General features: G+C 63.8%; 27 protein-coding genes. 26 read left to right on the top strand and 1 reads right to left on the bottom strand.

Annotated elements, in window-relative coordinates; translation table 11 throughout:
* The 15 genes from rpsS to rpmD all read left to right on the top strand — a co-directional run bounded on the left by rpsS (position 1) and on the right by rpmD (position 6,148).
* Entirely contained in the window at positions 1 to 279 is a 279-nt protein-coding gene (rpsS, locus tag ACE3N9_RS01670) for a 30S ribosomal protein S19 (protein WP_374280212.1), read from the top strand.
* Complete coding sequence (rplV, locus tag ACE3N9_RS01665; protein WP_374280210.1) at positions 279 to 656, top strand: 50S ribosomal protein L22; 378 nt, start codon at positions 279 to 281, stop codon at positions 654 to 656. Before rpsS ends, rplV begins: the two co-directional genes overlap by 1 nt.
* 3 nt (positions 657 to 659) lie before the next feature.
* The gene (gene rpsC / locus ACE3N9_RS01660) at positions 660 to 1,370 is read left to right on the top strand and encodes a 30S ribosomal protein S3 (protein ID WP_374280208.1); all 711 of its coding nucleotides are present in this window, start codon (positions 660 to 662) and stop codon (positions 1,368 to 1,370) included.
* A gap of 3 nt (positions 1,371 to 1,373) precedes the next feature.
* The gene (gene rplP / locus ACE3N9_RS01655) at positions 1,374 to 1,808 is read left to right on the top strand and encodes a 50S ribosomal protein L16 (RefSeq protein WP_133722282.1); all 435 of its coding nucleotides are present in this window, start codon (positions 1,374 to 1,376) and stop codon (positions 1,806 to 1,808) included.
* Positions 1,808 to 2,008: a 50S ribosomal protein L29 gene (gene rpmC, locus ACE3N9_RS01650; protein ID WP_374280205.1), complete on the top strand. Its 201-nt coding sequence runs from the start codon at positions 1,808 to 1,810 to the stop codon at positions 2,006 to 2,008. Before rplP ends, rpmC begins: the two co-directional genes overlap by 1 nt.
* A gap of 11 nt (positions 2,009 to 2,019) precedes the next feature.
* Positions 2,020 to 2,289: a 30S ribosomal protein S17 gene (gene rpsQ / locus ACE3N9_RS01645; RefSeq protein WP_374280203.1), complete on the top strand. Its 270-nt coding sequence runs from the start codon at positions 2,020 to 2,022 to the stop codon at positions 2,287 to 2,289.
* Between the two features lie 72 nt (positions 2,290 to 2,361).
* Complete coding sequence (gene rplN, locus ACE3N9_RS01640) at positions 2,362 to 2,730, top strand: 50S ribosomal protein L14 (protein WP_370306782.1); 369 nt, start codon at positions 2,362 to 2,364, stop codon at positions 2,728 to 2,730.
* Entirely contained in the window at positions 2,730 to 3,044 is a 315-nt protein-coding gene (rplX, locus tag ACE3N9_RS01635; RefSeq protein ID WP_374280201.1) for a 50S ribosomal protein L24, read from the top strand. Before rplN ends, rplX begins: the two co-directional genes overlap by 1 nt.
* A complete protein-coding gene (gene rplE, locus ACE3N9_RS01630; RefSeq protein ID WP_374280199.1) occupies positions 3,037 to 3,615 on the top strand; it encodes a 50S ribosomal protein L5 in 579 nt (192 codons plus the stop codon). Before rplX ends, rplE begins: the two co-directional genes overlap by 8 nt.
* A 20-nt stretch (positions 3,616 to 3,635) precedes the next feature.
* Complete coding sequence (gene rpsN / locus ACE3N9_RS01625) at positions 3,636 to 3,941, top strand: 30S ribosomal protein S14 (protein ID WP_374280197.1); 306 nt, start codon at positions 3,636 to 3,638, stop codon at positions 3,939 to 3,941.
* 12 nt (positions 3,942 to 3,953) lie between these two features.
* Positions 3,954 to 4,349, top strand: coding sequence for a 30S ribosomal protein S8 (gene rpsH / locus ACE3N9_RS01620; protein WP_374280195.1), 396 nt, complete (start codon positions 3,954 to 3,956; stop codon positions 4,347 to 4,349).
* Positions 4,349 to 4,882, top strand: a complete 534-nt coding sequence (gene rplF, locus ACE3N9_RS01615) for a 50S ribosomal protein L6 (RefSeq protein ID WP_374280193.1) — start codon at positions 4,349 to 4,351, stop codon at positions 4,880 to 4,882. The genes rpsH and rplF overlap by 1 nt, the downstream gene beginning before the upstream one ends.
* Positions 4,882 to 5,232: a 50S ribosomal protein L18 gene (gene rplR / locus ACE3N9_RS01610; protein WP_374280191.1), complete on the top strand. Its 351-nt coding sequence runs from the start codon at positions 4,882 to 4,884 to the stop codon at positions 5,230 to 5,232. The genes rplF and rplR overlap by 1 nt, the downstream gene beginning before the upstream one ends.
* 1 nt (position 5,233) lies before the next feature.
* Entirely contained in the window at positions 5,234 to 5,965 is a 732-nt protein-coding gene (gene rpsE / locus ACE3N9_RS01605) for a 30S ribosomal protein S5 (RefSeq protein WP_374280189.1), read from the top strand.
* 6 nt (positions 5,966 to 5,971) lie between these two features.
* The gene (gene rpmD, locus ACE3N9_RS01600) at positions 5,972 to 6,148 is read left to right on the top strand and encodes a 50S ribosomal protein L30 (RefSeq protein WP_374280187.1); all 177 of its coding nucleotides are present in this window, start codon (positions 5,972 to 5,974) and stop codon (positions 6,146 to 6,148) included.
* 75 nt (positions 6,149 to 6,223) lie between these two features.
* Here the strand turns inward: rpmD and ACE3N9_RS01595 are convergent, their stop codons facing one another.
* On the bottom strand, positions 6,224 to 7,660 hold the full coding sequence (locus ACE3N9_RS01595; RefSeq protein WP_374280185.1) for a hypothetical protein: 1,437 nt from the start codon (positions 7,658 to 7,660) through the stop codon (positions 6,224 to 6,226).
* 151 nt (positions 7,661 to 7,811) lie between these two features.
* Here ACE3N9_RS01595 and rplO point away from each other — a divergent pair, with 151 nt between their 5' ends.
* The 11 genes from rplO to ACE3N9_RS01540 all read left to right on the top strand — a co-directional run bounded on the left by rplO (position 7,812) and on the right by ACE3N9_RS01540 (position 17,777).
* Positions 7,812 to 8,291: a 50S ribosomal protein L15 gene (rplO, locus tag ACE3N9_RS01590; protein ID WP_374280183.1), complete on the top strand. Its 480-nt coding sequence runs from the start codon at positions 7,812 to 7,814 to the stop codon at positions 8,289 to 8,291.
* A gap of 119 nt (positions 8,292 to 8,410) precedes the next feature.
* On the top strand, positions 8,411 to 9,778 hold the full coding sequence (gene secY / locus ACE3N9_RS01585; RefSeq protein ID WP_374280181.1) for a preprotein translocase subunit SecY: 1,368 nt from the start codon (positions 8,411 to 8,413) through the stop codon (positions 9,776 to 9,778).
* 40 nt (positions 9,779 to 9,818) lie between these two features.
* The gene (locus tag ACE3N9_RS01580; protein WP_374280179.1) at positions 9,819 to 10,466 is read left to right on the top strand and encodes an adenylate kinase; all 648 of its coding nucleotides are present in this window, start codon (positions 9,819 to 9,821) and stop codon (positions 10,464 to 10,466) included.
* 43 nt (positions 10,467 to 10,509) lie between these two features.
* Positions 10,510 to 11,172, top strand: a complete 663-nt coding sequence (locus ACE3N9_RS01575) for an SRPBCC family protein (protein WP_374280177.1) — start codon at positions 10,510 to 10,512, stop codon at positions 11,170 to 11,172.
* 269 nt (positions 11,173 to 11,441) lie between these two features.
* Positions 11,442 to 11,810, top strand: coding sequence for a 30S ribosomal protein S13 (rpsM, locus tag ACE3N9_RS01570; protein WP_374280175.1), 369 nt, complete (start codon positions 11,442 to 11,444; stop codon positions 11,808 to 11,810).
* Between the two features lie 58 nt (positions 11,811 to 11,868).
* Positions 11,869 to 12,258, top strand: coding sequence for a 30S ribosomal protein S11 (rpsK, locus tag ACE3N9_RS01565; RefSeq protein WP_088307824.1), 390 nt, complete (start codon positions 11,869 to 11,871; stop codon positions 12,256 to 12,258).
* 103 nt (positions 12,259 to 12,361) lie between these two features.
* Entirely contained in the window at positions 12,362 to 13,420 is a 1,059-nt protein-coding gene (locus tag ACE3N9_RS01560) for a DNA-directed RNA polymerase subunit alpha (protein ID WP_374280172.1), read from the top strand.
* Between the two features lie 115 nt (positions 13,421 to 13,535).
* Complete coding sequence (gene rplQ / locus ACE3N9_RS01555; protein ID WP_374280170.1) at positions 13,536 to 13,946, top strand: 50S ribosomal protein L17; 411 nt, start codon at positions 13,536 to 13,538, stop codon at positions 13,944 to 13,946.
* Positions 13,947 to 14,071: 125 nt separating this feature from the next.
* Complete coding sequence (locus ACE3N9_RS01550) at positions 14,072 to 16,195, top strand: prolyl oligopeptidase family protein (RefSeq protein WP_374280168.1); 2,124 nt, start codon at positions 14,072 to 14,074, stop codon at positions 16,193 to 16,195.
* A 286-nt stretch (positions 16,196 to 16,481) separates the two neighbouring features.
* Positions 16,482 to 17,108: a hypothetical protein gene (locus ACE3N9_RS01545; RefSeq protein WP_374280166.1), complete on the top strand. Its 627-nt coding sequence runs from the start codon at positions 16,482 to 16,484 to the stop codon at positions 17,106 to 17,108.
* 144 nt (positions 17,109 to 17,252) lie between these two features.
* Positions 17,253 to 17,777, top strand: a complete 525-nt coding sequence (locus tag ACE3N9_RS01540; RefSeq protein WP_374280164.1) for a hypothetical protein — start codon at positions 17,253 to 17,255, stop codon at positions 17,775 to 17,777.
* Positions 17,778 to 17,817 lie beyond the last annotated feature (40 nt).

Genomic DNA, 17,817 nt, shown 5'->3' with positions numbered 1-17,817 from the left:
ATGGCACGTTCCGTCTGGAAAGGCCCCTTCGTCGACCTGCACCTCCTGAAGAAGGCGGAAGCCGCTCAGGATGGTGGCAACCGCTCCGGTCCGATCAAGACCTGGTCGCGTCGCTCGACGATCCTGCCGCAGTTCGTTGGTCTGACGTTCAACGTCTACAACGGGCACAAGTTCATCCCCGTCTCGGTCAACGAGGACATGGTCGGTCACAAGCTTGGTGAATTTGCGCCCACGCGCAGCTTCCCCGGCCACGCCGCCGACAAGAAGGGCAAGCGCTAATGGGCAAGCAAGCAGCTCCCCGCCGCGTCGGTGACAAGGAAGCGCTGGCTGTCGGCACCACGATCCGTGGTTCGGCTCAGAAGCTCAACCTGGTCGCTGCGCTGATCCGCGGCAAGAAGGCCGAAGAGGCCCTCAACATCCTCGCTTTTTCGAAGCGGGCGATGGCCGTCGATGCCCGCAAGGTCCTCGCTTCGGCGATTGCCAACGCGGAAAACAATCACAACCTCGACGTTGACGCGTTGGTTGTGGCTGAAGCGAGCGTCGGCAAGGCGATCACCATGAAGCGGTTCCACACTCGTGGCCGTGGCAAATCGACCCGAATCCTCAAGCCGTTCAGCCGGCTGCGGATCGTGGTTCGCGAAGTCGAGGAGGCCTGATCCATGGGTCACAAGAGCAACCCCATTGGCCTGCGCCTGCAGATCAACCGCACCTGGGACAGCCGCTGGTATGCCGAGGGCAAGAGCTACGGCAAGCTGCTTGAGGAAGACCTCAAGATGCGCAAGTTCATCATCGAAACGCTGCCCCAGGCCGCGATTTCGAAGGTGGTGATCGAGCGTCCGGCCAAGCTGTGCCGCGTGTCGATCTATGCCGCCCGTCCGGGCGTCATCATTGGCAAGAAGGGCGCGGACATCGAAAAGCTGCGTTCGCAGCTCGCCAAGATGACCGACAGCGACGTCAAGCTGAACATCGTTGAAATCCGCAAGCCGGAAATCGACGCCAAGCTTGTCGCCCAGGGCATCGCCGATCAGCTGATCCGCCGCGTGGCGTTCCGCCGGGCGATGAAGCGGGCGATGCAGTCCGCGATGCGTCTTGGTGCCGAAGGCATCAAGGTGGTTTGCGGCGGCCGTCTCGGCGGCGCTGAAATCGCCCGTGTCGAACAGTATCGCGAAGGTCGCGTGCCGCTGCACACCCTGCGTGCCAACATCGACTATGCCGAAGCTGAAGCGCTTACCACTTATGGCATCATCGGTATCAAGGTGTGGGTGTTCAAGGGCGAAATCCTTGGCCACGACCCGATGGCGCAGGACCGGCTGATGATGGAAGCGCAGACTTCCGGCGTGCGTCCGGCGCGCGAAGACCGCAGGAACTAAGCCATGCTGCAACCGAAAAAGACCAAGTTCCGCAAGGCCTTCAAGGGCCGGATCAAGGGCGACGCCAAGGGCGGCACCGATCTGAACTTCGGTTCCTACGGCCTGAAGGCCATGGAGCCGGAGCGCATCACCGCCCGCCAGATCGAAGCGGCTCGCCGTGCGATCACTCGCCACATCAAGCGCCAGGGTCGTCTCTGGATCCGCGTCTTCCCGGACGTGCCGGTTTCGAAGAAGCCTGCCGAAGTTCGTCAGGGCAAGGGCAAGGGTTCGATCGAATACTGGGCTGCCCGCGTCAAGCCGGGTCGCATCCTGTTCGAACTGGACGGTGTGGCTGGCCCGCTGGCCGCTGAAGCGTTCAGCCGCGCGGCGATGAAGTTGCCGATCAAGACCAAGGTTGTTGCCCGTCTCGGCGACACCAGCCACCTGGGAGGTGAATAATGGCCAAGGCTGTAGATCTGCGCGCGAAGAGCGACGATCAGCTTTCGGCTGACCTGGCCGACCTGAAGCGCGAGGCGTTCAACCTCCGTTTCCAGGCTGCGACCAACCAGCTGGAACGTCCGGCGCGCATCAAGGAAGTGCGCCGCGACATCGCCCGCATCAAGACGCTGCAGGGCGAACGCGCCCAAGCGGCGAAGTAAGGAGCACCACGATGCCCAAGCGTATCCTGATCGGGACCGTGGTTTCCGACAAGACCGACAAGACCGTGGTCGTGAAGGTCGAACGCAAGGTGAAGCACCCGCTCTACGGGAAGATCATCCGTCGTTCGAAGAAGTATCACGCCCACGACGAGGACAATGCCTACAAGACCGGTGAAACCGTGCGGATCGAAGAGACCCGTCCGCTTTCGAAGCTGAAGAACTGGAAGGTGATCGAACGCGTCACCGCCGGTAAGACGGCTGCGGTCGAGGCTGACGTCTGAGGCGCTGAGCCTCGCAAGCGATTTGGAACTGCCGGACAGGTTCCGGCAAGCCAGTAGGAAGGAACCGGATCAATGATCCAGATGCAATCCCAGCTCGACGTCGCTGACAACAGCGGCGCCAAGCGCGTCCAGTGCATCAAGGTGCTGGGCGGCTCGAAGCGCCGGACTGCCGGCGTGGGCGACATCATCGTGGTGTCGGTCAAGGAAGCGCAGCCCCGCACCAAGGTGAAGAAGGGCGACGTCCACCGTGCGGTGATCGTGCGTACCAAGAAGGACGTGCGCCGTGCTGACGGCAGCGTGATCCGTTTCGACAGCAACGCTGCCGTGCTGATCAACAAGAACGCCGAGCCCATCGGCACCCGTATCTTCGGCCCCGTGGTGCGCGAACTGCGCGGCAAGGGCTACATGAAGATCATCAGCCTTGCGCCGGAGGTGCTGTAATGGCCGCCGCTAAGATCAAGAAGGGCGATAACGTCGTCGTCCGTTCGGGCAAGGACAAGGGCCGCACTGGCACTGTCCTCCAGGTCCTGCCGCAGGAAGGCAAGGTCGTGGTCTCGGGTGTGAACATCGCTGCCCGTCACCGCAAGCCGACCCAGGTTAACCCGCAGGGTGGCATTGAACGCCGCGAAGCGCCGATGGCGATCTCGAAGGTCGGCCTGGCCGTTGAAGGCAAGCCGTCGCGAGTGCGTTTCGAAACCAAGGACGGCAAGAAGGTCCGTGTGGCCGTCAAGTCCGGGGAGACGATCGATGGCTGACAAGTACGTTCCGCGTCTGCGCAGCAAGTATGACGCTGAAATTGCCAAGGCGATGACCGAAAAGTTCGGTTACAAGAACCACATGGAAGTGCCCAAGATCGAGAAGATCACGATCAACATGGGCGTTGGCGAAGGCAGCCAGGACAAGAAGAAGGTCACGACTGCCGCCGCTGAAATGGAACTGATTTCGGGTCAGAAGCCCGTGATCACCAAGGCGAAGAAGTCGATCGCGCAGTTCAAGCTGCGTGAAGGCATGCCGATCGGTTGCAAGGTCACCCTGCGCCGTGAACGCATGTACGAATTCCTCGACCGGCTGATCACCGTGGCGATGCCCCGTATTCGCGACTTCCGTGGTCTGAACGCCAAATCGTTCGACGGCCGTGGTAACTATGCCATGGGCCTGAAGGAGCAGATCATCTTCCCTGAGATCAGCTACGACCAGATCGAGAAGGTGCGTGGGATGGACATCATCGTCACGACCACTGCCAAGACCGACGACGAAGCGCGCGAGCTGCTGCGTCTGTTCGGGTTCCCGTTCCCGGCCGAGGCCGAAGCTGCGCAAGCGGCCTGAGTTAGAGAGAGCTTAAGTCCATGGCGAAACTGAGTTCCGTGAACAAGAACGAGAAGCGCAAGCTGCTCGTCAAGAAGTACGCAGCCAAGTACGCGAAGCTGAAGGCGATTGCCGACGATGAAAGCGTCGACGATACCGAACGCCTGATCGCGCGTCTGAAGCTCGCCGAAATCCCGCGCAACGCGAACCCGACCCGGGTGCGCAACCGCTGCGCCACCACCGGCCGCCCGCGCGGCTACTATCGCAAGTTCGGCCTGTGCCGTGTTGAGCTGCGGGACAAGGGCAACAAGGGCCTTATCCCCGGTCTCACGAAGTCGAGCTGGTAAGGATCCAAAGCGATGGCATTGACCGATCCCCTGGGTGATATGCTCACCCGCATCCGCAACGGCCAGCGTGCGAAGAAGGACTCCGTCCTTTCGCCGGCTTCGAAGCTGCGCGCTCGTGTGCTCGAAGTTCTGCAGCGCGAAGGCTACATTCGTGGTTTCAGCGAGGACGCCACTGGCGCCCACCCGCAGCTGCGGATTGAACTGAAGTATTTCGAAGGCGAGCCCGCGATCAAGCACGTGGCCCGCGTCTCCAAGCCTGGTCGCCGGGTCTACTCGGGTTCGAAGGAACTCCCGGTGGTCCGCAATGGCCTTGGCATCACCATCGTCTCGACTCCGCGCGGCGTGCTTTCGGATGCCGAAGCCCGCGCGCAGAATGTCGGCGGCGAAGTGCTGGCGGAGGTGTTCTGATGAGCCGCATCGGTAAAAGGCCGGTTGTCGTTCCGGGCGGCGTCACTGCCGCGATCGCGGACGGCACCCTCACAGTGAAGGGCCCGAAGGGCACCCTCACGCTGAGCCTCGCTGACGACGTGACTTACGCGGTGGAAGAAGGCAGCATCTTGGTGCAGCCGGCTAACGCATCCAAGCGCGCCCGTTCGTTCTGGGGCATGCAGCGCACGCTGGTCCAGAACCTCGTGACCGGTGTGACCGAAGGGTACACCAAGGTCCTCGAAATCACCGGTGTCGGCTACCGCGCCAACGCGCAGGGCAAGAACCTGAAGCTGCAGCTCGGTTACAGCCATGACGTCGATTTCTCGGTGCCGGAAGGCATTGAAATCAAGACGCCCGACAACACCACGATCGAGATCTCGGGTATCGACAAGCAGAAGGTCGGCCAGGTTGCGGCCGAAATTCGCCGGTGGCGGAAGCCTGAACCCTACAAGGGCAAGGGCATCAAGTACCGCGGCGAGTTCATCTTCCGCAAGGAAGGGAAGAAGAAGTAATGGCCAAGCTGTCCCTTTTCGAGCGCCGCCGTCGGCGCGTTCGCACCGCTCTCAAGGCGCGCGCCGGTGGCCGTCCTCGGCTGTCGGTGCACCGTTCGGGCCGTCACATCTACGCCCAGATCATCGACGATGCGGCTGGCCGCACGATCGCTTCGGCCTCGACCCTGACCAAGGGCAGCAAGGGCCCCGGTGCGAACGTCGATGCCGCTGCGCAGGTTGGCAAGACCCTGGCCGAAGCCGCGAAGAAGGCTGGCGTGACTTCCGTCGTGTTCGATCGCGGCGGCTTCCTGTTCCATGGCCGCGTCAAGGCGCTGGCCGACGCCGCGCGTGAAGGCGGGCTGGAGTTCTAAGATGGCTGACGAAACCAACATTGAAGCCGAAGGCGTCGTTGCCGATGTGGCTGCTGCTCCCGCTGAAGGTGGCGAGCGCGAAGGCGGCCGTGGTCGTGGTCGGGGCCGTGGCGGCAACGATCGCGGCGGTAACGACCGTGGTGGCCGTGGCCGTGGGCGCGACGATCGTCGCGGTCGCGGCGGCGACGAGGAAGGTGGCGAGGAGCTGATCGAAAAGCTCGTGCACATCAACCGCGTTTCCAAGACCGTGAAGGGCGGCAAGCGCTTCGGTTTTGCCGCGCTGGTTGTGGTCGGTGACGGCAAGGGCCGCGTGGGCTTCGGCCATGGCAAGGCTCGCGAAGTGCCGGAAGCCATCACGAAGGCGACTGCCTCGGCCAAGAAGAAGATGGTCCGCGTTCCGCTCAAGGAAGGCCGCACCCTGCATCACGACGGCAAGGGCCGATTCGGTGCGGGCAAGGTCAACGTGCGCTCGGCTCCGGCCGGGACCGGGATCATCGCGGGCGGCCCGATGCGTGCCGTTTTCGAAAGCCTGGGCGTGGCGGACGTGGTGACCAAGTCGGTCGGCACCAGCAACCCCTACAACATGATCCGCGCCACCTTTGACGCGCTGACCGACCAGACTTCGCCGAAGTCGGTTGCCCAGCGTCGTGGCAAGAAGGTTGCCGACCTGCTGGGTCGCGGCGGCGCGAGCGCGGCGGAAGCGGAAGCTGCCGCCGAAGCGATTGCGGAGTAACAGATCATGGCGAAGATCAAGATCAAGCAGATCGGTTCGCCGATCCGTCGGCCCGAAAGCCAGAAGAAGACCCTCATCGGTCTGGGTCTGGGCAAGATGCATCGCGTGGTGGAAGTGGAAGACACTCCCGAAGTGCGCGGCGCGATCGCCAAGCTGCCGCACATGGTTGCCGTGGTCGACTGACCCGGCTTCCAGTGCTGGACAGGCGCAAGGGGCTCCGGTCGCAAGACCGGGGCCCTTTCGCTGTCTGAGGGGGGCTTATCGGCAGTCGCCCCAAATGATCAGGCGATCGCTGCGCAGCAGTTCTGGTACGTCGATTTCCGTAACTTTCCGGCAATGGCCAAGGGCATAGGCTGAAACCATACCTGCCGTCTCGTCGTTGAGCGGGGCATCTCGGACGTACCGGGCAATCACCACGACGCCTGGTTTGGCGGCCAGGATCCGACGGACTTCGGCAGCGGTGTCGAGCGTGCTCGCATTGCGCTCGATTGCATGGTTGAGATGTGGCGGGAAGGCCAGCGGCGAGGGGAAGGGGGCTCCGCTGGCGACGTAGAGGTAGGGTGGGCCTTGGTAGACCAGCAGGCCCCGCTTGCTCCCGTTCTGGCTGATGAAACTGGCCGCTTCGTCCATCTGTTGGCGGGCCTGTTGGGTGGCGCGCCGGTCAAGGGGATGGAAAGCGGGAGCGAGCAGGACCGCGCAGGCGGCGAGCAGAGCCGGGCCGAGCCGAGGGTGGGCAAAGGCCTTGGAACTCGCGGCGGCCAGCGGCACCAGCAGCGGCAGCGCATAGTGGGCGTGGAAGTATGGTACCGAGATGAGCCCGACCAATGCCGCGCTCATCCATCCTAGCATGAAGTGCCGATCATCGTTGGCCATTGCCGCCATACCGAAACTAGCCATGGCCGCGAAGGGGATCAGCACTATGCCGAGAGTCCTGCCCTGAGCGAAGGCGGCAGCGGCCTGCCACTTGCCTTCTACCAGGTTTGCGCCAACCATGGCCTGCCACCATTCGGGGAAGTGTCCGGCCAGCGCGTATCCCCCGGCAATGAGCAGGGTTGGCGTTGCTCCGGCGAAGGCCAGGTTGAATACTTGGCGCAGCTTGCTTGCTGGCGCCTGATCTGCGTGATTGAGCAGGAATGCAGCATAAAGGCCGAGGAAACCAGCTTCAAACAGGGCGGTGGTCTTGATGGTGATGGCCAGTCCAGCAAGCACCATCGCCAGGTAGGTTGCACCGTCTGGTCCGCAGGCACGCAAGGTCTGGCGCGAGCGCAGTACCAGCAGCACCGCCAGGGCCATCGGCAGGTTGTAGAAGACGGGTGATTGGCCGCCGAAACCCTGGAACAGCCCCAGGGACAGCACATAGAGCGCCCCTGCGCTCAGCGCGGCGCGGCGCGGGGTCCACAATAGCGCGATCCGGCTGACCACCCACCCGGTCGCGCCCGAGAAGACAATCGCCGCGAGTTGATAGCCGAGCGGAAATGGGGAGAAGGTCGTGAACAGCCAATAGAGCGCAAAGAGACCGAACGGCTTGCGATCCCATACGTCCACATATGGCAGCGCGCCCTGATGCATTGCCGCGCCGACACTGGTGTAGAACGCTTCGTCGATGAACAGGTTGGGGTGACCGAGCAGCGCGGCCCGCAGGATCAGTGAGAGGGCCAGCAACAGGCCAAGATCGATCAGGGCAGGGCGCTTCATCGCGAACGACTGCTATCGACCATCATGGGTATGGAACAAGACCGGACCGCCGGCTTTGCACCGTTGCGTTTTCAGGGGTGACATTGGCGCCTGCTTCGCCTAAGGGCGCGCCTTCCTGTCAGCGCGACCAAAGCGAAAGCGAGTGCATACTATGAAATTGAACGAAATCTCCGACAACAATGGTGCCCGTAAGTCCCGCATGCGCGTGGGCCGCGGCATCGGCTCGGGCAAGGGCAAGACTTCGGGCCGCGGCCAGAAGGGTGCCAAGGCGCGTTCGGGCGTTTCGGTGAATGGCTTCGAAGGCGGCCAGATGCCGCTGCACATGCGCATTCCGAAGCGCGGCTTCAACAACATCTTCGCCAAGGACTATGCCGAAGTGAACCTGGGTCTCGTCCAGAAGGCGATCGACGCGGGCAAGCTCGACGCAAGCGGCGTGATCGACCATGCTGCGTTGAAGGCGGCCGGTCTGGCGCGCGGCGGCAAGGACGGCGTTCGCCTGCTGGGCAAGGGCGCGTTCTCGGCCAAGGCCAAGTTCGTGGTCGCCGGCGTCTCCGCCGGTGCGAAGGCTGCGGTGGAGCAGGCCGGCGGTTCGGTCGAAGTGCCGGCCCCCAAGGCGGCTGCTGCTGAATAATCCCAGGACAAGTTCGGGCGGGGGTTTGTCTATCCCCGCCCGACACCTATATGGGCTTCCCACGGGTATAGGGGGAAGCCGGGCCGCACCGGCGTTTCCAAGCAAGGCTTGACCAGACAATGGCATCACGCGCCGACAACATCGCGAGCAATCTCAGCCTCGCGAATTTTTCCAAGGCCACCGAGCTGAAGAACCGCATCTGGTTCACTGTCGGTGCCCTGATCGTGTTCCGCTTCCTCAGCTTCGTGCCGCTGCCGGGCGTCAATCCGCTCATCCTGCAGCAGCTTTACAAGCAGACCCAGGGCGGTATCCTCGACCTGTTCAACACTTTCTCGGGCGGCAGCCTTGAACGCATGAGTCTCATCGCGCTCGGCGTCATGCCCTACATCACGGCGTCGATCGTCGTGCAGCTGGCCGCATCGCTTCATCCGGCGCTGGGTGCGCTGAAGAAGGAAGGCGAAAGCGGACGCAAGAAGCTCAACCAGTACACCCGTTATGGCGCGGTGCTGCTGACCGCGGTGCAGGGCTGGTTCGTCGCCTCTGGCCTGGAAGCCTATGGCGCGTCGAGCGGGCTGCAGGCCGTGGTCAATCCCGGCGTGATGTTCCGGGTCGGCGCGGTGGTCAGCCTGATCGGCGGCACCATGTTCCTGCTTTGGCTGGGTGAACAGATCACCTCGCGCGGGATCGGCAACGGCACTTCGTTGATCATCATGGCGGGGATTGTCGCCCAGATGCCGACCTTCGTCGCCAACCTGTTCGAAGGCGGGCGTACCGGCTCGATCGGCGGCGGTACGATTGTTGGATTGATCGTCCTGCTCGTGGCTCTGATTCTGCTGATCTGTTTCATGGAACGTGCAACGCGGCGGCTGCTGATCCAGTATCCAAAGCGGGCCAGCCAGAAGGGCATGATGCAGGCGGATCGCAGCCACCTGCCGCTCAAGCTCAACACCGCAGGCGTAATTCCCCCGATCTTTGCCAGTTCGCTGTTGCTGCTGCCGCTGACCATCACCCAGTTTGCCGGCAATTCGGTCTCTCCGGACACGGCGGTTGGCAGCTTTGTTATCAGCCTCAACCAGTATCTGGCGCATGGCAAGCCGGTCTACATGCTGCTCTATGCGGCGGGCATCATCTTCTTCAGCTTCTTCTACACCGCGGTAGTCTTCAATCCCGAGGAAACGTCGGAGAACCTCAAGCGCAACGGTGGGTTCATCCCGGGCATTCGCCCCGGCAAGAACACGGCAACCTATCTGGATTATGTCCTGACCCGCATAACGGTGATCGGCGCACTCTATCTCACGATCGTCTGCGTCGTGCCCGAGTGGGTCCTGGCGCAGACCGGTGTCAGTGCCCTTTTCCTGGGCGGCACCAGTCTGTTGATCGTGGTCAACGTCACCGTCGACACTATCACCCAGATCCAGTCGCACCTACTGGCGCACCAGTATGGCGATCTGATCAAGAAGGCGAAGCTGAAAGGCCGCCTGCGCTGAGCTGAGGGGCTCGGCCACAAGGACAGAGGGGACCTGCAAAGTGAACATCATCCTGCTGGGCCCGCCGGGAGCGGGCAAGGGCACCCAGGCACAGCGGCTCGTCGAAGCGCATGGCATGCGCCAGCTTTCGACCGGCGACATGCTGCGCGCCGCAGTGAAGGCCGGCACGCCGGTCGGACTGCAGGCCAAGGCGGTGATGGAGCGCGGCGAACTTGTCTCGGATGAGATCGTCTCGGCCCTGATCGGGGACGAACTTGATGCCATGGGCGCCGCGGTCGGCGCAATCTTCGATGGCTATCCGCGCACTGCTGCCCAGGCGGAATCGCTTGACGCGATCCTTGCATCGCGCGGTCGCAAGCTGGATCACGTGATAGAACTCGACGTCGACGAGGATGCCCTGGTCGAACGGATCACGGGCCGCTTCACCTGCGCCAATTGCGGCAAGGGCTATCACGACAAGTTCGAACAGCCGCGCCAGCCCGGCGTATGCGACAAGTGCGGCAGCCATGAATTCAAACGCCGTCCGGACGACAACGAGGAAACGGTGCGTACCCGCATGGCCGAATACCGCGCCAAGACCGCGCCGATCCTGCCAATCTATGACGCCCGAGGCATCGTCACCCGCGTCAACGGCATGGCCGAAATGGACCACGTGACGGCGGCGATCGAACGTACTATTTCAGTCTGACCCAGGTTCGCTGCGGACCGGGTGCCGCAGGGGAACCACGACTATGCGCAATCGGATCGGAACGGTCCTGGCTGGCCTCGCGCTTGGAGTGCCCAGTGCAGGCGGGGCTGAAGTGGTCGAGCAGGCCGAAAATGGCTTCGTCGTAAGGCAGAGCGTCGAGGTGCCGCGCAGCCCGTCGGAGGTTTGGGCGGAATTGCTGGCGCCCGCGAAATGGTGGGACAAGGCGCACACCTGGTCGAAGGATGCGTCCGGCCTCTATATCGATGCCCAGGCCACGGGCTGCTTCTGTGAATTGATGCCCAAGGAGCCAAAGGCGCCCGAAGGCACGCGGCGGGGCAGCGTCGAGCATATGCACGTTGTCCACGTGAATCCGAACAAGGTGCTGCTTATGGAAGGTGGGCTGGGGCCACTGCAGGGCGAGGCGGTTACCGGCAAGCTGGTCATCATCCTCAAGCCCGGCGATGAGGGCAAAACCAGGATCTTCTGGGAATACGTGGTCGGCGGTTATTTCCGCACCAAGGTCAGTGAAATCGCCCCCGCAGTCGATGGGATGCTTGGCCAGCAGCTCGCTCGCCTGGCTCAGCGCCTTACGCCTAGCGAAGACAAGCCGACTGCGCTGGAGGGTGAAGACAAGCCCGTGCCAGCGGCAGTCCAGGGCAAGGCGAAGCCGGCGGTCGAGCCTGGCGCCAAGGACACAGGCAACTAAGGTGGCGCCGGGGCTTTGACTGGTATGCGCTTTTCCCTTAGACAATGACCAATCGCCTTCGGGTTTCGGCAGCCTTCCCGGCCTTCTCGGTTCGGCGGCGTTGACATGCTGGACGAATCGCCCTAAGCGCGCCCTTCACTCGAAATGCGGGTCAGTCCGGCAGGCGATAGCCTTTGTGCGCGCCAACCGGGCGTTTTGCCGTTTTTTGTGAGTGAAGCGTTGAGATAGGGGGGCGCGCAGGCGTTTCCCTGTGGAGCATGGAGAACTAAGTGGCTCGTATTGCCGGGGTCAATATCCCCACCAACAAGCGCGTGATCATCGCGCTCACCTACATCCATGGTATCGGCCCGTTCAAGGCCCGCCAGATCGCCGACAAGCTGGGTATCGACCATACCCGCCGCGTCCAGGACCTGTCTGACCAGGAAGTCCTGCACATCCGCGAGACGATCGACGCCGACCACACGGTCGAGGGTGACCTGCGCCGCGAAACCGCGATGAACATCAAGCGCCTGATGGACCTGGCCTGCTATCGCGGCCTGCGTCATCGCAAGGGGCTGCCGGTTCGCGGTCAGCGCACTCACACCAACGCCCGCACCCGCAAGGGCAAGGCCAAGCCGATCGCCGGCAAGAAGAAGTAAGCGGGCGGCTGTTTCAGCCTAACGCCGTCCCTTCGTTTCTTTTGACAGGATAAGAACCATGGCACGCGAACCCCAGCGCATTAAGCGCCGCGAGCGGAAGAACATCACCAGCGGCATCGCGCATGTGAATGCCAGCTTCAACAACACCATGATCACCATCACCGACGCCCAGGGCAATGCGATCAGCTGGTCCAGCGCGGGCATGATGGGCTTCAAGGGTAGCCGCAAGTCGACCCCCTATGCCGCTCAGGTGGCTGCGGACGACGCCGGCAAGAAGGCCGCCGAACACGGCGTGCGCACTCTGGAAGTCGAAGTGAAGGGGCCGGGTTCGGGCCGCGAAAGCGCGCTGCGCGCGCTGCAGGCGGTGGGCTTCACCATCACTTCGATCCGCGACGTTACGCCGATCCCGCACAACGGCGTGCGGCCCTCGAAGCGTCGCCGCGTCTGATCGAATGCACCGCGGTGGGGCGATCCCGCCGCAGTTCCGGTTCGGCCGCGGTCCCGCAAGGGGCAGCGGCCTTTCCGCCAAAACAAGACCCTAGGGGAAGTCCATGACTGTCAACATCAAGAACTGGCAGGAACTCAAGAAGCCCAACGCCCTCGAGGTGAAGCCGGGCAACGACCCCAAGCGGCGCGCGACCTTCGTGGCCGAACCGCTCGAACGCGGTTTCGGTCTGACGCTGGGCAACGCGCTGCGCCGCGTGCTGCTGTCCTCGCTGCAGGGCGCCGCGATCACTTCGATCAAGATCGAAAACGTGCTGCACGAGTTCAGCTCGCTCGCCGGCGTGCGTGAAGACGTCACCGACATCGTGCTCAACGTCAAGCAGATCGCGCTCAAGATGCAGGGCGAAGGCCCCAAGCGTCTGCAGCTTTCGGCGACCGGTCCCTGCGCCGTAACCGCCGGCGACATCGCCGTTTCGGGCGACATCGAGGTGATGAACAAGGACCTCGTGCTTTGCCACCTCGACGAAGGTGCGACGCTGAACATGGAACTGACCGCCGACACCGGCAAGGGCTATGTCCCGGCCGTGTCGAACCGTCCGGTCGATGCGCCGATCGGGTTGATCCCGGTCGACTCGCTCTACTCGCCGGTCCGTCAGGTCAGCTACAAGGTCGACAACGCCCGCATCGGCCAGGAGCTTGACTATGACAAGCTCAGCCTGTCGGTCGAAACCGATGGCACTGTCACTCCGGAAGACGCCGTGGCCTATGCCGCGCGCATCCTCCAGGACCAGCTGGCGCTGTTCGTGCACTTCGAAGATGCGGTGCCGATGGGCGCTTCGCCGATGATCGGCATGGCGGCTCCGGCGGCGGAAGAAGGCGACACCAACCAGCTCAATCGCTACCTCCTCAAGAAGGTGGACGAGCTGGAACTGTCGGTCCGTTCGGCCAACTGCCTCAAGAACGACAACATCATCTACATCGGCGACCTGGTCCAGAAGACCGAGGCCGAGATGCTCCGTACGCCGAACTTCGGCCGCAAGAGCCTCAACGAGATCAAGGAAGTCCTGAGCTCGATGGGCCTGCGTCTCGGCATGGACATCCCGGGCTGGCCGCCCGAGAACATCGAGGAAATGGCCAAGAAGCTCGAGCAGGAACTGCTCGGCTGATGGCACGGCGGGGGCGCCCCAGGGCGTCCCTCGCACACGGTGAATGGCGGCGACCGCGACAGCCGCCAGGATCGGGCTACCTGACACGGGCCCCCTACGAACGAAGGAATGAACCATGCGTCACAAATACGGCGGTCGTAAGCTCAACCGCACTTCCAGCCACCGCCGCGCGCTGCTGCGCAACATGTCGGCCGCGCTGATCAAGCACGAGCAGATCACCACGACCCTGCCCAAGGCGCGCGAACTGCGCCCCTACATCGAAAAGCTGATCACGCTGGCCAAGCACGGCGGTCTTTCGAACCGTCGTCTCGCCCACGCCCGTCTGCTGGACGATGCGCAGCTGGTGAAGCTGTTCGACGTGCTGGCCGCGCGCTACGCTGATCGCCAGGGTGGCTACACCCGCGTGATCAAGGCCGGCATCCGCGCTTCGGACGCCGCGCCGATGGCCGTGATTGAACTGGTTGACCGCGACACTTCGGCCAAGGGCCAGGATTCGGGTCCGGTGTTCTCGGCCGACGAGGAATAAGTCGAACGGTAACGTCGCTGGTCGACGGACCGATTGCAAAGGCGGGGGCAGGCGGTAGGCTTGCCCCCGCCTTTTCGTTTGGGGAGAATATGATGCGCCGCGTGTCCCGCACCTTGTTGGGTGCCATGCTTCTTACGACGGCAGGTGCGGCGCTGGCAGAGGACGGAATGGCGATTTCCTATCCGGAAACCCGGCGTGAAGCGCTGGTCGAGAGCAAGTTCGGCGAGCAGGTTGCAGATCCCTATCGCTGGCTCGAGAACGATGTGCGCAGCGATACCGAAGTGGCGGACTGGGTCGGGCGGCAGAACCGTGTCACCCAGGATTACCTTGCCAAGTTGCCTGAACGCGCCTGGTTCGCGCAGCGGATCCGCCAACTGCTTGACTACGAGCGGTTCGGTCTGCCGGTAAAGGCGGGCAAGGCCTATTTCTATACCCGCAATTCGGGCCTGCAGAACCAGGCGCAGTTGTTCGTGCGGCAGGGTCTGGACGGTGACCCACGGTTGCTGATCGATCCCAATGCCTGGGCAAAGGATGGGGCGACCGCGCTGGATGCCTGGGAGCCGGCGCATGGTGGCTCGTTGCTGGCCTATTCGGTGCAGGACGGCGGTTCGGACTGGCGCACGATTCGCGTGCTGGACGTCGCGACGGGCAAGGTGCTGACTGACGAGATCAAGTGGGCCAAATTTACTGGCATCGCCTGGATCGGTTCGATCGGGTTCCTCTATTCCCGCTTTCCCGAACCGCAGGCGGGGCAGGCGTTTCAGCAGCTCAACCGCAACCAGGAAGTGCGCTTTCACCGCATCGGCACGCCGCAATCGGCGGACGAATTGGTCTATGCCACGCCTGATCAGCCCGACCTGGGGCACTTTGCGCAGGTCACTCACGATCAGCGCTGGGCGCTGATCACCACGTCCCGGGGCACTGACAACCGGTTCGCGCTGCACGTGATCCCGCTGGGCAAGCGGGGGGCCAAGGCCAAGAGCTGGGCAGCGCAGCCGCTGGTCAAGGGGCTGGACCATGATTGGCGCCTGATTGAAGGCATGGGTGACACGCTCTGGTTCGTCACCAACAAGGATGCGCCGCGCCTGAAAGTGGTGGCGACCAACCTGAAACAGCCCGAACGCGGCTTCGTGGACGTGATCCGCGAGCGCGAGGAGACGCTGGAGCGGGCCCAGATCGTCGGCAACCAGCTGATCCTCAACTACCTCAAGGATGCGGCGTCGATGGCCGAGATGGTCTCGCTCGACGGCAGCCGGGTCCAGACGATCGCGCTCAACGCGATCGGCACGGCATCGGGCTTTACCGGGCAGCCGGGCGATCCGGAAACGTTCTACAGTTTCTCCAGCTTCAACCAGCCCAGCGCGGTCTATCGTTATGACAGCAGCAACGGCAAGACCGTGCCCTTTGCCCTGCCGAAGCTGGGCTTCAAGCCGGAAGACTACGCGATCGAGCAGCGCTTCTACACCTCGAAGGACGGGACCCGGGTGCCGTTGTTCCTGGTGCGCAAGCGCGAGACGGCCGCGGCGGGCATGGCCGTGCCGACGCTGCTTTATGGCTATGGCGGGTTCGACATATCGCTGACCCCCGCCTTTTCGGCGGCGCGGATGGCCTGGTTGGAAGCGGGCGGGGCCTTTGCCCTGGCCAACCTGCGCGGCGGCGGGGAATATGGCAAGGAATGGCACGATGCCGGGCGGCTGCACAACAAGCAGAACGTGTTCGATGATTTCATCGCGGCGGGCGAATACCTGATTGCCGAAGGGGTCACGCCAAAGGGTGGGCTGACCATCCAGGGCGGGTCCAACGGCGGCCTGCTGGTCGGCGCGGTGGTCAATCAGCGGCCCGATCTGTTCGCTGCCGCCAGCCCGGCCGTCGGGGTGATGGACATGCTGCGCTTCGACCGGTTCACGGCGGGGCGGTATTGGGTCGATGACTATGGCTATCCTGACAAGGAGGCCGATTTCCGCGTGCTGCGGGCCTATTCGCCCTATCACAACATCAAGGCCGGACGGGACTATCCCGCCGTGCTGGTGACGACTGCTGACACGGATGACCGCGTCGTGCCGGGGCACAGCTTCAAGTACACCGCCGCGCTGCAGGCCGCGGCGCTGGGGGCGAAGCCGCGCCTGATCCGGATCGAGACGCGGGCCGGGCACGGCGCAGGCAAGCCGACCGACAAGGCCGTGGCCGAAAATGCCGACGTTCTGGCCTTCCTGGCGCACTGGAGCGGCCTGAAAGTACCGCAGCCGTAGGTGGTCCTGGCGGGAGTTGCATCGGCTGGACCCTGCAACTTTCGCGCGAAGGCTCGGCGCGAGCACCAGTCGAGCTAGAGGTGGCACAACCCGAGTTGGCAGGAGTTGAGAACGGCACAGCGCGGGCAGGGCCAGCGCAGGTCGTCGCCTTGCCTCGCCGTTCAGAAAAGTTCCGCTCAACATGAATGGATGCTGTCGCCCGGGTTCAGCATCGCGCCAAGCTCGATTCGCTATCTCATCCTCAACGCCGGACTATCCCGTCCGGCAGATTGAAGGACGAGTTGCCATGAAGACCCTTTCGAAAGCTCTGGCCAAGGGCACGCTCGCCACTGTCGCAGCTGGTGCGATGGTGGCTTCCTCGGCAAGTCCGGCGCTGGCCGATGCGCGCGGCTATCATGATCGCGGCGGCATCAGCGCGGGCGACGTGATTGCCGGTGCGCTGGTGATCGGCGGCATCGCGGCGGTGGCCGCCGCGGCCGGCAGCAATGATCGCGACTACCGCTATGACCGCGACTACCGTTATGACCGTGCCGGTTACGGCGACTATGGCCGGGGTTGGGGCGGCGGCTACAACCGCGACGCTGGCTGGCGGGGCAATCCGCGCCAGGCGGTGGAACAGTGCGTCTTTGCCGTCGAACGCAGCGCCGCGCGCTACAGCTATGGCCGGGCCGACGTGACCGACATCCGCGAAGTGCGCGACACCCGCTTTGGCTATGAAGTGCGTGGCCGGATCGCGGTCAACGCGATGGGACGCGGTTGGCGCCACGGCGACGGCCAGTATGGCCGGGGCTGGGGCGGTGACTATCGCGGCTGGAACGCGGGGCTGCGCGGCTATGACAGCGGCAGCTTCAAGTGCCGGATCGAGCAGGGCCGGGTGGTCGACATGGACTTCTCGGGGCTGCGCGGGCTGTAACCGGCCCGGCACGGCGAGCCGTGCCTGACCATCGACGGGCGGTTCAGACTGGAGACAGCCTGGGCCGCCTAGTCCCATCAGCATATTCGCACCGAGTCTTCCGCGCGCACAGGCGGCGCGGCGGTGCGGCAGGAGGGTCGGATTATGACGCGCAGGATTTCGCGTGGGGCCAGCGTGCTGGCCAGCGTTGCTGCCTTGGCGATGATGGCTTCGCCGGCGATGGCCCGGGATCGCGGCTGGGGCGGCGGTTGGGGTGGCGGCTGGGGGCGGCACCACCATGACCGGGTCGATGCCGGCGATGTGCTGGCCGGGATCCTGATCATCGGCGGGATCGCTGCCATTGCCAGCGCGGCGAGCAACAACAAGCAGAAGCGGGCCGAACCGGAATACCGCTATCCCGATGCGCCCGCCCGGCCGGATTCGCGCGGTTATGCCGGCAATGACGACCGTCCGCAGTGGAACGAAGGCACCGGCATCAACGGCGCGGTCAATCGCTGCATCGATGAAGTGTCGCGCGGCAAGACCGGGGTCGACACGGTCGACAATGTCACGCGCGAAGGCGATGGCTGGCGCGTCCAGGGTCGGGTGACCAGCGGCGACAATTTCACCTGCGCGGTGGATGGCGACGGCCGGATCCGCCAGGTGTCGATCGCCGGGCGCGCGATCTGAGCGTAGCGCCCCGGTAACTGTGACGAGCTGCGCGGCGCCC

The sequence above is a fragment of the Novosphingobium sp. genome (genome assembly GCF_041905565.1).
Lineage (GTDB): Bacteria > Pseudomonadota > Alphaproteobacteria > Sphingomonadales > Sphingomonadaceae > Novosphingobium.
Note: the sequence above shows the minus strand (reverse complement) of the source record. Positions and strands in the feature narration are given on the sequence as shown.